The organism is Clostridium guangxiense (assembly GCF_021043395.1).
Lineage (GTDB): Bacteria > Bacillota > Clostridia > Clostridiales > Clostridiaceae > Clostridium_S > Clostridium_S guangxiense.
The window spans coordinates 1-14,685 of record NZ_JAJNKE010000065.1 but is presented as its reverse complement, the minus strand read 5'-3'; the positions used below and the strand labels follow the sequence as shown (position 1 = coordinate 14,685).

General features: G+C 32.2%; 14 protein-coding genes and 1 riboswitch. All 14 genes read right to left on the bottom strand.

Going from position 1 to position 14,685, the window contains the following annotated elements; translation table 11 throughout:
• Positions 1 to 88: 88 nt before the first annotated feature.
• The 14 genes from LQK79_RS20010 to nifH all read right to left on the bottom strand — a co-directional run bounded on the left by LQK79_RS20010 (position 89) and on the right by nifH (position 14,592).
• Positions 89 to 832 (bottom strand): ABC transporter permease, encoded by a 744-nt coding sequence (locus tag LQK79_RS20010; RefSeq protein ID WP_053242237.1) that lies wholly within the window; start codon positions 830 to 832, stop codon positions 89 to 91.
• On the bottom strand, positions 813 to 1,103 hold the full coding sequence (locus LQK79_RS20005) for a thiamine-binding protein (protein WP_231017643.1): 291 nt from the start codon (positions 1,101 to 1,103) through the stop codon (positions 813 to 815). Before LQK79_RS20005 ends, LQK79_RS20010 begins: the two co-directional genes overlap by 20 nt.
• A gap of 95 nt (positions 1,104 to 1,198) precedes the next feature.
• Complete coding sequence (locus LQK79_RS20000; RefSeq protein WP_231017641.1) at positions 1,199 to 1,954, bottom strand: TatD family hydrolase; 756 nt, start codon at positions 1,952 to 1,954, stop codon at positions 1,199 to 1,201.
• A 65-nt stretch (positions 1,955 to 2,019) separates the two neighbouring features.
• Positions 2,020 to 2,125: riboswitch (TPP riboswitch) on the bottom strand.
• 101 nt (positions 2,126 to 2,226) lie between these two features.
• The gene (locus tag LQK79_RS19995) at positions 2,227 to 3,027 is read right to left on the bottom strand and encodes a beta/alpha barrel domain-containing protein (protein ID WP_231017640.1); all 801 of its coding nucleotides are present in this window, start codon (positions 3,025 to 3,027) and stop codon (positions 2,227 to 2,229) included.
• Positions 3,024 to 4,094 (bottom strand): homocitrate synthase/isopropylmalate synthase family protein, encoded by a 1,071-nt coding sequence (locus LQK79_RS19990; protein ID WP_053242234.1) that lies wholly within the window; start codon positions 4,092 to 4,094, stop codon positions 3,024 to 3,026. The genes LQK79_RS19995 and LQK79_RS19990 overlap by 4 nt, the downstream gene beginning before the upstream one ends.
• A complete protein-coding gene (locus tag LQK79_RS19985) occupies positions 4,094 to 4,951 on the bottom strand; it encodes an ABC transporter permease (RefSeq protein WP_053242233.1) in 858 nt (285 codons plus the stop codon). Before LQK79_RS19985 ends, LQK79_RS19990 begins: the two co-directional genes overlap by 1 nt.
• Before the next feature lie 23 nt (positions 4,952 to 4,974).
• Positions 4,975 to 5,811, bottom strand: a complete 837-nt coding sequence (gene modA / locus LQK79_RS19980) for a molybdate ABC transporter substrate-binding protein (RefSeq protein ID WP_053242232.1) — start codon at positions 5,809 to 5,811, stop codon at positions 4,975 to 4,977.
• Positions 5,804 to 8,467 carry a nitrogenase cofactor biosynthesis protein NifB gene (nifB, locus tag LQK79_RS19975; RefSeq protein WP_053242231.1) on the bottom strand — a complete coding sequence of 888 codons (2,664 nt, stop codon included), beginning with the start codon at positions 8,465 to 8,467 and terminating at the stop codon, positions 5,804 to 5,806. Before nifB ends, modA begins: the two co-directional genes overlap by 8 nt.
• A gap of 20 nt (positions 8,468 to 8,487) precedes the next feature.
• Positions 8,488 to 9,822: a nitrogenase iron-molybdenum cofactor biosynthesis protein NifE gene (gene nifE, locus LQK79_RS19970; RefSeq protein WP_053242230.1), complete on the bottom strand. Its 1,335-nt coding sequence runs from the start codon at positions 9,820 to 9,822 to the stop codon at positions 8,488 to 8,490.
• Between the two features lie 83 nt (positions 9,823 to 9,905).
• Complete coding sequence (nifK, locus tag LQK79_RS19965; RefSeq protein WP_231017638.1) at positions 9,906 to 11,273, bottom strand: nitrogenase molybdenum-iron protein subunit beta; 1,368 nt, start codon at positions 11,271 to 11,273, stop codon at positions 9,906 to 9,908.
• Entirely contained in the window at positions 11,273 to 12,883 is a 1,611-nt protein-coding gene (gene nifD, locus LQK79_RS19960; RefSeq protein ID WP_231017636.1) for a nitrogenase molybdenum-iron protein alpha chain, read from the bottom strand. The genes nifK and nifD overlap by 1 nt, the downstream gene beginning before the upstream one ends.
• A 26-nt stretch (positions 12,884 to 12,909) precedes the next feature.
• A complete protein-coding gene (locus LQK79_RS19955) occupies positions 12,910 to 13,296 on the bottom strand; it encodes a P-II family nitrogen regulator (protein WP_053242229.1) in 387 nt (128 codons plus the stop codon).
• Positions 13,297 to 13,310: 14 nt separating this feature from the next.
• Positions 13,311 to 13,637, bottom strand: a complete 327-nt coding sequence (locus LQK79_RS19950) for a P-II family nitrogen regulator (protein WP_053242228.1) — start codon at positions 13,635 to 13,637, stop codon at positions 13,311 to 13,313.
• 136 nt (positions 13,638 to 13,773) lie between these two features.
• Positions 13,774 to 14,592, bottom strand: a complete 819-nt coding sequence (gene nifH / locus LQK79_RS19945; protein ID WP_053242227.1) for a nitrogenase iron protein — start codon at positions 14,590 to 14,592, stop codon at positions 13,774 to 13,776.
• Between the last annotated feature and the right edge of the window lie 93 nt (positions 14,593 to 14,685).

Below are 14,685 nucleotides of genomic sequence, written 5' to 3'. Positions count from 1 at the left end.
ATTAAAACCCTTCACTCAGCTCGACAAATTCCAGTTTATCAGGATAAATTTGGAGATTGCAATTTTAAAGTTTCAAGGTGGTTTATCTTTATTTCCAATGTATTAATCTTTTGCTTATAAAATCTATAATGTATATTATTATTATGCTTATTAAAACTATAACTATAATTGCTGCAAAAACTTTATCTAGAGCATAGGCACTTTTTGCTCTAACCATGTACACACCTATACCGCTGTCTCCTCCAAGCCACTCTCCTATAACAGATGCCATTACCATATAGGTTGCAGCTATTTTAAGTCCAGAAAATAAATTAACCATGGCATATGGAAGCTTTAAATGATAAAAGGTCTGAAGCCTTGATGCCTTCATTGTTCTAAATAAGTTAATGTAATCTCTATCAACTTTTTCAAATCCATCTATAAGACTTATTACTATTGGGAAAAAGCAAGTTATTATTACAACTATAATTTTAGGCATTGGACCAAAACCGAACCATATTATAAATAGTGGTGCAATTGCTATGGTTGGTATTGTTTGAGAAATCACTAAAATTGGATACAGCGATTTTCTAACAATTTTAAAACTATCCATAAGTACTGCTAGTACAAAAGATAAAGCTATTGATATAACAAAACCTACAATTGATTCATATATTGTTACCTTTGTATTATCCATTATAACTTTAAAATCACTTATAAGTGTTTTAACTATTCCTGTAGGTGAAGGAACTATATATGCCGGAACATTTTTAACATCTACAATAACTTGCCAAAGCAGCACAACGGCTACTAAAGTAATTATAGGATACAATTTATTTTTGATATTTGCCAACTTTTTCCTCCATTGTTATCCCCTCAGGTTTGTAATCTATTTTAACAACAGATGCAACTCTTGAGGCTCCTTCTTCAACACATATTGTTTGTGCCTTCTTTACAATTTCCATAAGTGTATCTAAGTCGCCTTCCATAGTAGTTTCCATTGGTCCAACTATGTGCTTAACTCCAGTTGATTTTATGTATTCTATAACCTTATCAACTACTGGATATATTCTCTCCTCTGGTACTGTTGGAAGTACTTGTAAACTAACATTAACTGTTTTCATATTATTATTCCCTCTTTCTAGGAGAATCAATGTGAAACTTAATTTATATATGTTCCAAAATTCTAATATTCAAAGAGCTTTGGTGCATATATAAATTAATAGTTGAACTGATTTTCCAATATGGTTTTCAAATTTTTAAAAATTTTATTTTCAATTTCATCATAATTAGATTTTTTTATGATTGAAATTTTGTTTACTATATTTTTCACTTCATCTGGATAGCCGTACTCCCCATTTACCCATTCTAAAGAAGTTGGTCCATCGGTTTCTGTTAAAATTCTATCCATTGGAAGAAGCTTAACTATTTCCTCTGTAAGTTTTGAATAACCTATATCAACGCTTATAGTAAAATAGCAGCCATAATCTATTAATTTTTTTAAAGTTTCTAAATTTCCACTATACCAATGGATTATAGGCGTTTTAAGTTCATACTTTTTTATGTAATTAAGAATTTCCTCTTCTGCACCTTTAGTATGTATATTTGTAATTTTATTATAGCTTTTAGCCTTTTTTAAAAAGTATTCAAAAACATTTCTCATATGCGGATACTTTTCTTTTTCCTTAACCCAAAAATAGTCCAGCCCTATTTCTCCAATAATTTTACATTCTTTTATATATTCATCAAACAAATCTAAATTTTTGTAATTATTATGAGCTTCCCAAGGATGAATTCCAAAACAAGGTATTATATTTTTATTATCCTTACTAAGCTTTTTAGTAAACTTATAGCTTTGAATATCCATAGAACAGCCAAGTGTAACTATGTTATCTTCTGTTATAATATCAAGAGCCTTTTTTAATTTTGCCTTATCCTTAAAAAAATTCAAATGATTATGTGCATCAACGAACATATTTCACTCCTTTTAATTTTTCACAAAAATAAAGAGCGCTACCTAAAAATAGCGCTCATGCATTCTACATGTGAAACAAGCTTTCCTTCGTCGGTGTTATCCGCATCAGGTTCAAAGGGTTAAAGCTTTAAAAACTTCTCTCAGCCACAAAGGACACCCCCAGCACTAAAAACAATATAAAATTAATATCAACTATATGTTAACATTAATTTTACAATTTGTAAATAAAGAATGTAACCTTTAAATTATAGCCATGTTTTAAGCAGACTTATCTATCCAATTATTTCTTTTATGATACTTTCTTTTTTCTTAAGCTCACTAAACTTATTTAAATATATTTTTTCACCTAGCAGCTCATAAGCAGTTTTTGCGAACTCCAAAAAATCACAATTACCAGCCCTTTCCCCTATTCCAGTAATAGTACAATCAACATATTTAGCCCCAGCTTTTAAAGCTCCTAGTGAATTTATTATTGCCATGCCAAAATCGTTATGAGCATGAATTTCTATTTCTATTGGTACAGCTTCTCTTATCTTATTTATCTGATGGAATACTCTTCTTGGATACAAAATACCAACAGTATCAGCATATCTAATCCTCTTAATACCACTATTGTAAAGCAGTTTGCAAACTTCTATGAGGAAATTTATATCTGCTCTTGAGGCATCCTCCAATCCCACTGTCACCTCATAACCTTTGCCTACTGCATATTGAACACATTCTTTAATATTTTCAAGCACCCAATTTTTATCTTTTCTCAACTTCTCCTCAATTTGAATGTTAGATACTGGAACCGATATATGAATTATATCTACAGCGCAATCCATAGATTCATTAATATCTTTAATGTTCATTCTATTCCAGGAAGATATTTTACTCTTAAGCCCCAATTTCACTATTTTTTTTATGCTTTCTTTTTCATCTCCACCCATAGCCGCTATACCAGCTTCAATTTGAAATATACCCATATCATCAAGAATTTTGGCAATCTCTACCTTTTCATTTATCCCCAGTGCTATGCCAGCCTTTTGTTCACCATCTCTTAGCGTTGTGTCGACAACTTTAATGCTCATATTTTTTCCCTCCATTCTATATGGTTACCAGTGGAGCTTTTATACAATTTAATTAACTCATCATCGAAAATATTTCTTCTTAATTTAATACTTTTACTTCGTATTTTTTTTAAAAGGTCATCAACATCAATATCTATTAATTTAACGTTTAATTGCTTTAACCTGGTAATAACTGCTTTCTTTCCAGAATGCTTTCCAATAAACATTTGCCTTTTTGAACCTATTTCACAGGGATTATATGGCTCATAAGTTTTTGCATTTTTCTCTATTCCATCAACATGGATACCAGATTCATATTTAAAGATATCAGCTCCAAGCACAGGTTTCATTGGAAAAACCTCTTGATTTATAAGCTTTTCATATACCATTTTAATTTCGCATAATAATTTTGAATTACCAATGACCTCTCCATTTCTTATTACTTTAAGTGCAAGCATAACTTCTTCTAAGGCTGCAAATCCATATTTTTCTCCGTAAAATGCAGTTGTGATAAAATCCGCCCCATCTAAACAACTTTCTATAGCTATTGCTGTTGCAGCAAAATATCCATTTTGAGGACAAAAATCTATCAATACAGAAAATTCATTTTTTATCTTTTTTATAAACTTACTCCAACTATTAAAATTACATTTTTTAACATTATTAATTCTAATACATACTATATTAAAATTATTTAAAACCTCATAATTTTCGTTCAAAAAATTATCATTAATTTTTTCAATGTTTATCTCTAATATAATTTTTGAATTATTTATATTCGCTATTAAATCATTTTTCATATTTTTAGCTAAATCACACTTTATGATAAGATACCTAAAATTATAATCTTTAATAAGTGTAACATCCTTCTCATGTTCTACTCTATATGCATAGCTAATATTTTTAGGTAGTATATTTATTTTACTAATTGATTTCATATCAATTTCAATAATGTCAACTCCAAATGCAGTAAGCAATTGCATAAATTTAAAAATATCTTCTCTTTCAAATTTACTTAATTTTCTTACTATTTCAGGTATAGATCTATCTATTATCATTTTTTTCTTACCATTAACTATAATCGCCACTATTTATCCTCCTTTTGATTCATTCTTACTATAACAAGCATAGAAAATGACAATATATACAATATTGCTGCAAAGGCAGTAGCTGTCTTTATATCACTCTGCATAAGTGTATATATCTCAAGTGGAATAGTCCTTGTTTTATTTAATATGTTACCTGCAAACATAAGGGTCGCTCCAAATTCCCCCATTGATCTAACCCAAGCTAATATAAGTCCAGATATTATAGAGTTTTTAAGCATTGGGATTATGACTCTTATGTTTGTCTCAACTTTACCTGCACCAAAAACATAAGTTGCTTCAAAAATCTCATCAGGCACACTTCTTATGGAATCTCTCAAAACTCTAACGTAAAATGCAGATGATACGAAAACTTGTGCAATTACTACCGCTATAGGAGTAAACACTATATCTATATTATATTGTGATAAAAATCTTCCTATAAAACCATTACTCCCCAAAGCTAACAGCAGTGCAATTCCAGCAACTGCTGGCGGCAGTACAATTGGCATTTCAACTATGATATCAAGTAACTTTGCCATTTTATTATTAGATATATTAGCAATATAAAAAGCTGTGGCAGTGCCAAAAAGAAAGGTTATTACAAGAGAAACTAGAGAGGTTACCAAGCTTAAAAGTATACAATTAATATTCTCTGCATTACGTACATTTTGTAATATATTGTATACACCTGCATATTTCATCAACGATAAAATCGGAAGTACAAGCAAAAAAATATAAATCACGGCCATGCAAACCATGGTAGGAGATAATATTTTCTCCATAACAAAATTATTCCTAATCCCTTTTACAAATACACCTGTATACTTTCTTCTTAACTTTACACCATCTTCAACCATACTAAACCTCCTACCAATTAAACTTATTTTACCGTGAATCCATATTTCTCTAATAACCTTTTTCCTTTACTAGAAGTAAGATAATTAATAAAACTTTTAGCTGCTTTTTTATGTTTAGACGAACTTATGACTGCTACAGGATATTCTACTTTTAGTTTAGAAAATTCCCCATCTGTTATAACCTGAATTTTATCCTGATTTTTTGTATTTATATCAGTTTTATATACTATTCCTACATCAGCCTCTCCCATGGAAATCTTACTTACAATATCTTTAACATTTAATTCGCTGCTTTTAATATTTTTTAATATTTTATTGTAGGTATTTTCATCTATAACCTTGCCACTAACAGCCTTGCTAAGTGCTTTATAAAAGTATGCACCACAAGGTACCGATTTATCTCCAACTACAATTTTTACTCCATCCTTCGCCAAGTCTTTTAATGAGCTAACTTCTATTTTACTGTTCTTGTACTTACCAATTACTAATTGATTTTTTGTGAATATGATGCTATCTTCCACCTTTTTATCACTTACTACCTTATCCATATTTTTAGTATCTGCAGATGCAAATACATCGGCAGGTGCGCCCTGTTCAATTAAAGTTACTAACTGCTGACTACCCGCAAAATTAAAAGATGATTTGATATTTTTTTCCTTCTCAAGATCATTTCCTAATTCTGTGAAGGCTTCTGTAAGACTTGCCGCTGCAAGAACAGTTATCTTTTCTTTGGGACTCTTTTTAGTCTTATTGAGTTCTTTAGAACTTGCACTAGAACATGCACTTGTAAAGAACACTATAATAAGCAAACTAGAAATAAAACACAGTCCTCTTTTTTTTCTAAATAAACTCTTAATCATTTATTACACCCTCTTTACTTTCTAATTTAATTTTTTCCACAGCTAATTTCACACCATTATTTATGGGTTCATACATTTCTATAATTCTTATTCCTGCTTTTTCTAACTTTTTTCTTGGTTCTAATCCCACCCTAAGCGCTAAAACAGCATCACAGTCCTCAACTGCTTTAATGGTCTTTGAAATTTTATCTTCATGATCATAGCAATTTAATATACCTGTACAGTATTTCTCAACATTCCTTTTCTCTAGAAATCTAATCTTGCCATTGTTATATGTGTAAATATAAAATTCAGTAGCATGACCAAAATGTTGATCTACATTAGTTCCTGACCTTGAAGATATAGCAAATTTATACACTCTACTGCTTGTTTCAATTTCTTTTTCCTTAACTTTCATGCAGGTGCTTTGACATTCTCCTATGCAGGTAATGCCTCTAAAATCTATTGAACAATCTTGAGCTAAAGTTCCAATAGCATCTGCCCTACATTGTTTACAATGATACATTTGTTTTATATCAACTTCACATTCTTTTCTCTTTTGATCTATCTCCATTTTTGTAACCAATGGAAGCTTCTCAAATACACTTCCCTTTACAGGAATCATCTGCATTATATTAGTCATGTAAGCCCCGCAAGCTTTAACCTTTTTTACTACCTCATTAATATGTTTATCATTTATTCCCTTGAGCATGACAATATTAACTTTACAAATTATGCCCTTAGAGCACAAATATTTAAGTCCTGTTATTTGGTTATTAAGGAGTATTTCTGCGCCCTCTTCACCTACATATTTATTTCCCAAATAATTTACTTTTCTATATATTTTAGCTCCAATCTTTTTGTCAACTGCATTTATAGTAACTGTGACATGAGAAACTCCTAAACTTATTAATTCATCAGCATAAAAAGGAAGCATAAGTCCATTAGTAGATAGACAGAACGTCATTTCTGGGCTTTCTTTCTTGATTAACTCTAAGGTTTTTTTGGTTTCTTCAAAATTTGCAAGAGCATCTCCTGGACCTGCTATACCTAATACTGTTAAATTCTTCATTTTTGATTTTACTAACTTAAACTTTTCTAGAGCCTCAAGTGGTGATAACACCTCACTAGTAACACCTGGTCTGCTCTCATTTACGCAGTCATACCTTCTGCTGCAGTAGTTACAACTTATATTGCATTTAGGTGCAACTGGTATATGCATTCTTGCAAACTTATGTGCATCATCACTAAAGCATGGATGAGTGCACGTTTTGTCTTGTAAGCTTTTATCCTTTTCTATATTTAGTGCAGGAACATAATAATTATCAAAGGCTTTCTTTCTAAAAGTATCTTCTGTTATTTCTAACATCGCATTTGCTATATTATCTATAAATAAAGCTGAACCATTATATCCTGTTATAATTTTTCTTTGAGCTCCTACCCTATCATGAACTGGAAATCCTATTCTTATTATTTTTATTCCAAGCCTTTTTGCCATTCTTCTGCCATCTGAGTTTCCAATAAGTAAATTCACATTAAACTTTTTTGCATATTCCTCTATAGTGCCAAAATCTGTATCGTCTAAAACTATTCCATCTTCTTTTTGATTTTTCATTTCATTCATAAGTTCAGATTTTACTATGCTATTTTTTGCTCCCAACGCAACAAGCTTTATAAGTACACCATTTTCAAGGCAAGTTCTGGCAGCTGCTAGCGTAAGTTCTGGCTCACCATATATTATCACTCTTGCTTTTCCAGTATATTTATGATTATCTATCATACCATCTAAATATCTTCCCCTCTGAATTATAAATTCTTTCGGAATTGATATACCACCCACTTCAGATATTAACTTAATAAATTCCTCCGTATTTCTAATACCTATAGGAATACCACATTTATATAATGGAACTCCAAATCTATCTCTTAAATAAGCCCCTGGAGATTTTTCTTCATCTATTGTCATCCCCATTTCAATAGTTGCTATTGCACCAGACATTTTCTTTATATCCTCTACTTCTGTCCCCCCTTTTGGTATCCTTAAATATTTATCATTATGGGGAGAATCTAATGTATTTGAAACATCAGGTAAAATAGTGTACTGCATTCCAAATCCATTTAATATTTCCTTTATATTTCTCACATCTCCTGGATTCAAATTAGCACAAATAATATTGATGCTTCTAGAGTTTACACATTTTTTAGTACAAAGTTTTTCAACTATTTTTCTTAAAGCCAGATAATATCCCTCAAATTGTGTACCACCATAACCTGGAGTAGGAACTGATATAATTTTTATATCCTTTGCAATCTCCTTTTCCTCTTCACAGAATTCAGATATTATTCTGTTTACATCTTCCCCTATAGTTTCTGCAAGACAAGTTGTCATAACACCTATAGTAGAAGGAGTATACATCTTTATCATATTTTTTAAACCTTTTTTTAAATTTTCAGCTCCACCATATACAGTGCCATTTTCAGTAAGGGCCGAAGATGCTATATCAACAGGTTCATTGTAATGTGTTGCCATATGCCTTCTAATATATGTACTACATCCTTGTGAGCCATGTAATATTATCATATTATTTTCAATTCCTTTAAACGCCATAACTCCACCCATTGGCATACACATTTTGCATGGATTTACATCTACATTAATCATATTTTTATTTGCCATTTCAATCATCTCCCTTACATTTATACATATTTCCAGACAGGGCTATTTACCGTCAAATCTATTTCTTCTGCAAAATTAACTGCTCCTTCAAACCCAGATAAAATATGCTTTCTTTCATGATTATGGTCACAAAATGCAACTCCAAGCTTATATGCAAGAGGTCTTTCCTTAACACCACCCACAAGTATATCTGCGCCTTTTTCAAGCATAAACTTTTCTAATTCATAAGGATTAGCATCATCTAATATTACAGTTCCTTCCTTAGTAATGTTCTTAATAATTTCATAATCTCTTGGTTTTCCTGTTTGAGTTCCAACCATTACAGTTTCAATGCCAAGTTCATTAAATTGTTTTATTAAAGATATTGCCTTATAGCCGCCTCCAACATATATGGCCGCTTTTTTTCCAATAAGCCTTTTCCTATAATATTGAATTGTCTTTTGTATTTTTGACTTCTCATCTTCAATAAGTTTTTCTGCTTTTTTTATTGTATCTTCATCTCCCAAAATGCTTGCAATTTGAAGAAGGGAATTTTCAGTATCAGCTATTCCAAGAAAACTAACTCTAATGTATGGTATGTCGTAAATTTCCTCCATCTTTTTTCCCAAGTATTCCATAGAACCAGCACATTGAACTATATTTAATTTGGCCTCCGGTGCTTTTATAATCTCATCATATTTGCTATCACCAGTAATTTTAGCTACAACTTCAATACCTATTCTCTTTAAATAGCTTTGGACCACCCAAATTTCCCCTGCTAAGTTGAAATCCCCAAGATAATTAATACCATTAATCTTATTTTTACTTTTTTTATTGCCTATAAGCTTTAAAATTGCATTGCAAGCTGCTCTATATCCACTTGCTTTATTTCCAGAAAAACCAGGTGATTTTACTGGTATAATTCTTAAAGAGTATTTCTCTTCAGCTTTTTTACATACTGCATCTATATCATCTCCAATAACTCCAACAATGCAGGTTGCATAAACAAAAATTACTTTCGGATTAAATTTCTCCACAATTTCATCTATTGCTGCTGTGAGCTTTTTCTCTCCACCAAATATTACATCTGTTTCACTTAAATCTGTAGAATAGCTATTTCTAAATATCTCAGAACCACTTGATAAACTTCCTCTTAAATCCCAAGTATAACTTGCACAGCCAATTGGTCCATGAATTAAATGAAAAGCATCTGTTATAGGATTCAGCACAACCCTTGCACCGCAATAAACACAAGCTCTTTGACTTACTGCACCTGATATACTATTTTCATCACATCTAAGCCTTGAAGACTTATTTTTAGAATTATAGCAAACAAATTCCTTTCTTTCATCTAAAACCTGTGACTCTACCTCCATAAATATAACCTCCTCCTATATAATAGTGGCAGAGAGTACTTTCAATATTTTTCAATTAAAAATCCTCTCTACCCTTAAAGACTCTATCTAACTACTTCAAAATCCTCTTCACTACATTCTCTTTCAATTTTATCCAGCATAGCATTACACATTGCTTCTACTAATTTTATAGCACCAGTATATCCAACCATAGGAGTGTACTGATGTCCATATCTATCCATTATAGGAAAACCAAAACGTACAAACGGAATATCTTCTGCTCTAGCTATGAATTTTCCATAGGTATTAGACATAAGCAAATCCACACCTTCATTTTTTATCCATTGATGTATTTCAAAGAAATCACTTTCAGCCTTAACCTTGCACTCCTCCTCAACTTCTGATTCCTTAATCATCCTCTTAATTACATTTTCAAACTCTTGTCCTGGAGTTCCAGTTATTACATACTTAGGTATCATTCCCAAAGCTAATGTAAATTGAGTGAGTGAAATAACTATATCTGGATCACCAACTATCGCCACTTTTTTACCATGAAAATACTGATAACTATCGAGCATTAAATCAACTAATTGTCCTCTTTCAATTTCAAGCTGTTCTGGTACTTCTTGTCCTGTATATTTAGCTAAAACCATTAAAAGTTCATCCATTGCATCTATGCCAATAGGAGTTTTAAGAGTTTTAAAAGGCACCTTACACTTTTTCTCTAAAGTCTTAGCACCAAGCTCCGATGCATAGCTTCCAAAAGCAAAAGTAGTATCTGAATTTCCTGCATCTGTTATATCTTCAATTGTGGCTCCTCCCTTTGGAAACATATTAAACTTTCCAGTATTAGGAGTATCAAATACACCACTTGTATCTGGAAACATAATATACGGAATACCCATAACATTAAATATTCTCTTCATTTCCTTCATATCTGCTGGACTTACAAAACCAGGTATTATATTGACCTTGCTATTCTTGTTTCCACTGCTTTTCGAAAGATAATCAACCATTCCTTTTACCATGTTTGAAAAACCAGTAACATGAGAGCCTATATAACTTGGTGTATTTGCATGGATAACTATCTTACCTTCTGGTATATCCATTTCTCTTATATAAGTTGGCAAATCATCTCCTATAGTTTCTGAAAGACAGGTTGTATGAATTGCTATAATATCGGGATTATAAAGTGCAAATATATTTTTAACTGCAGTTTTTACATTAGCACCTCCGCCAAAGACACTGGCACCTTCTGTAAAAGAGCTTGAAGCTGCCATTGCTGGTTCTTTAAAATGCCTTGAAAGCACTGTTCTATGATAAGAACAGCAGCCTTGTGAACCATGGCTATGTGGAAGGCAGTTATGAATTCCTAACGCTGCGTACATTGCCCCTACTGGCTGACATGTTTTAGCCGGATTTATCCTTAGATATTTCCTATCCACTAATTCTTTTGGTGTAGCATCTAACATTACTCTTCACCTCCAACTACTTTTCCTTCTATTAAAGCTTCTTTTTTCCACGGAGGAGTAACATATCTCCACGCTGGTGTATAAACGCCTGCTGCAAGTTCCCTTGCAAATATTACCGCTCCTTTAAAACCTGCATATGGTCCTGTATAATCATAAGAATGAAGCTGTCTTGATAAAACTCCCATCTTTTCAATAACATATTTTTCTTTTACTCCTGTTAAAAACATATCTGGATTCAATTTTTTTATAAAAGTATCCATCTCGTGGTGATTCATATCATCAACTACAATGGTGTTTTCATCCATTTCTTTCATCATGCCACCATAATACTCAATTGGAACACCTTTGCTTCTAAGTTCATCCGCTTTTTCCTTTGGTATTATTACTCTAAACTTTTCTTCATCAGGATGAATTATTAATTCTGGAATGTTCTTGCTATCAGCATCTACCTTTATTGTTGGAATAACTTCTCTTCCTTCATAGTCATCACGATGAGCAAATTCATAACCGGCTAGTATAGTTTTAATTCCAAGATCATTTAAAAGCACCTGATATGTATGTGCTCTAGATCCACCTACAAACAAACAAGCCACCTTACCTTGAAGTTTTTGCTTATAGTATTCCATTTCACCTTCAATTTCTGAAAGTTCTTCAGCTATAACCTCTTCAGTCCTATCATAAATTTCCTTATCATCAAAAAACTTTGCTAAATCTCTTAAAGTATCTATAGTTCCTTGCACGCCTATAAAATTACACTTAATCCATGGTATACCATACTTAGTTTCCATCATTTCTGCAATATAATTGATAGATCTATGGCATTGAACTAAATTTACATCTGCCATATGAGCATTTTGAATTTGTTCATATCCTGCATCTCCTGTTAATGTTGTTACAATGGTATATCCTATCTTTTTTAGGAATCTCTCCATTTCCCAGGCATCTCCACCTATGTTATACTCTCCTAATATATTTATTGAATATTTCTTATGCTTCCAGTTTCCTGTTCCAATTATTTCTTTCATAACTGTATTATTGGCAATATGATGTCCTGCAGATTGAGTTACTCCTCTATATCCTTCACAACTAAAGGCAAGAACATTAATTCCATATAATTTTTTAGCTTCTTGTGCTACTGCATTTATATCATCACCTATAAGACCAACAGGGCATGTGGCATAAATTCCTATAGCCTTAGGATGAAAAATTTCAACAGCTTCTTTTATTGCATTTCTCAGCTTAGTGACTCCTCCAAAAACTATATCGCTTTCTTGCATATCGGTTGAAAAAACATATTCAACGAAATTTTGTCCACCATCTTCAGCCTTGGCTTTAAATCTTCTTCCTCCCCAAGTGTAAAACGCACATCCAATAGGTCCATGAGTTATGTGTACCATATCTTTTATTGGCCCCATAACAACTCCTTTACAGCCTGCATAGCAGCATCCCCTTGAAGTAATTACTCCTGGAACTGTTCTTACGTTAGCATTAATCTGTGGACTTGGATTCTCCTTTGTTTTTATTACAATATGAGTTTTTCTACTTTTATAAGCTTTAGCTGGATATTTTTCAAGAGCAATGTCCACAACTTTTTTCATACCATTTTCCATACTATTAAATTCACCTCTTTTACTATTTATAGAGCTTCTTCTCCTACTTCTCCTGTCCTAATTCTATATACATCAGTTACATCCGAAACAAATATTTTTCCATCTCCTGGATTTGATGTTCTGTTGACATCAATTATAAGTTCAACAAGTTCCTGAAGATCCTCATCCTTAACCAATATAGTAAGCATTCTTTTAGGCACAAGTCTGTGTGTTTCAGATATATCCTCTACAAACTTTTTATCTTCAACTGCCTTATTCTCAATAGATTCATCGTCTATCATTAAAAACCTAACTTTCTTTTTCCCTCTTCCTACTACTTTTCTACAAGTAAATGATGAAAATTTACTCTTTAAAAGAGCATCTTTTGTAGCATTAATCATGTTCATTCTAATAATTGCAGTAACCTCTTTCATATTATTCCTCCTGACTACAGCGATTTTGTGCCAGAGCTAACTGTATATGCTTCAATAACGGGACTTACAAATATTTTTCCATCACCAAATGCTCCTTTTTCACCAGTTTTAGCATTTTTAGCTATTATCTTTATAACATCATCTTTATCTTCATCATTTATAACCATCATGAGCATTTCTTTAGGTATTTCATCATAATAGATTTCTCCAACTTTTATTCCCCTTTGTTTACCTCTTCCTGCAACTTCGTATTTAGTTACTGCTGGAAATCCAGCATCACACAATTCTGAAAGTACAGAAGCTACTTTTTCTGGTCTAATAATAGCTTTTACCATTAACATTGTTGAATACCCTCCTCTTTTATGTTAAACTATATTGGTTAGAGTCGGTACACTCTAATCCTTTTGCGGCGTATCTCTTATTCATTCTTCTAAAAACCAAGAGATGCGCTTACTTTGTTTTTATATCTTTTCATAATTACTCCAATAATCCATGTTCCATAAGTATAGCTTCTAGTTTTTCCTGCTTCATTGGCTTTGGTATTACAAACATATCATTTCCATCTATAGCTTTAGCTAGTGTTCTATACTCATCTGCTTGTTCATCTTGAGGATTAAATTGTATAACTGTTTGCTTGTTTATTTCTGCTTTTTGTACTTCATGACTACGTGGTACAAAATAAATAAGCTGTGTTCCAAGTTCCTTTGCAAAAGCTTCCAAAAGCTCTTTTTCATTTTCAACCTTTCTGCTGTTACATATAATACCACCAAGTCTTACTCCGCCTGAATTAGCAAATTTACTTATGCCTTTTGATATATTATTAGCTGCATACATTGCCATCATTTCACCACTTGCAACTATATATATTTCTTTTGCTTTTCCTTCACGTATTGGCATTGCAAAACCACCGCATACAACATCACCCAAAACATCATAAAAAACATAATCTAAATCATCATCGTAAGCACCTAGTTGTTCAAGCATATTTATAGATGTAATAATACCTCTACCTGCACATCCAACTCCTGGTTCTGGTCCACCTGACTCAACACATTTAATACTTCCAAATCCAGTTTTCATTATTGTGCTTAAATCTACATCTTCTCCTTCTTCTCTTAAGGTATCAAGAACCGTTTTTTGTGCTAATCCTCCTAAAAGTAATCTTGTTGAATCCGCTTTTGGATCACAACCCACTACCATTACTTTTTTACCCATTTCTGCAAGACCTGCAGTAAGATTTTGTGTAGTAGTAGATTTACCAATGCCACCCTTCCCATAAATAGCTACCTGTCTCATTTTATTTCCTCCTTTTAAAATCATGACCACCGGCTAAGCCGGTGGTTTGCTCAGCCCTGTAAGGGCATATTACTGGCTGGGCTAAAAGCCCTC

Coding starts and splice junctions, on each gene's coding strand:
- LQK79_RS19985 (WP_053242233.1), bottom strand. CDS start 4,951: ATGGTTGAAGATGGTGTAAAGTTAAGAAGAAAGTATACAGGTGTATTT.
- nifD (WP_231017636.1), bottom strand. CDS start 12,883: ATGGAAAATGGTATGAAAAAAGTTGTGGACATTGCTCTTGAAAAATAT.
- nifH (WP_053242227.1), bottom strand. CDS start 14,592: ATGAGACAGGTAGCTATTTATGGGAAGGGTGGCATTGGTAAATCTACT.
- LQK79_RS19995 (WP_231017640.1), bottom strand. CDS start 3,027: ATGAGCATTAAAGTTGTCGACACAACGCTAAGAGATGGTGAACAAAAG.
- LQK79_RS20005 (WP_231017643.1), bottom strand. CDS start 1,103: ATGAAAACAGTTAATGTTAGTTTACAAGTACTTCCAACAGTACCAGAG.
- nifK (WP_231017638.1), bottom strand. CDS start 11,273: ATGTTAGATGCTACACCAAAAGAATTAGTGGATAGGAAATATCTAAGG.
- nifE (WP_053242230.1), bottom strand. CDS start 9,822: ATGGAGGTAGAGTCACAGGTTTTAGATGAAAGAAAGGAATTTGTTTGC.
- modA (WP_053242232.1), bottom strand. CDS start 5,811: ATGATTAAGAGTTTATTTAGAAAAAAAAGAGGACTGTGTTTTATTTCT.
- LQK79_RS19950 (WP_053242228.1), bottom strand. CDS start 13,637: ATGTTAATGGTAAAAGCTATTATTAGACCAGAAAAAGTAGCTTCTGTA.
- LQK79_RS20000 (WP_231017641.1), bottom strand. CDS start 1,954: ATGTTCGTTGATGCACATAATCATTTGAATTTTTTTAAGGATAAGGCA.
- nifB (WP_053242231.1), bottom strand. CDS start 8,467: ATGGCAAATAAAAATATGATTAATGTAGATGTAAATCCATGCAAAATG.
- LQK79_RS19955 (WP_053242229.1), bottom strand. CDS start 13,296: ATGAAAGAGGTTACTGCAATTATTAGAATGAACATGATTAATGCTACA.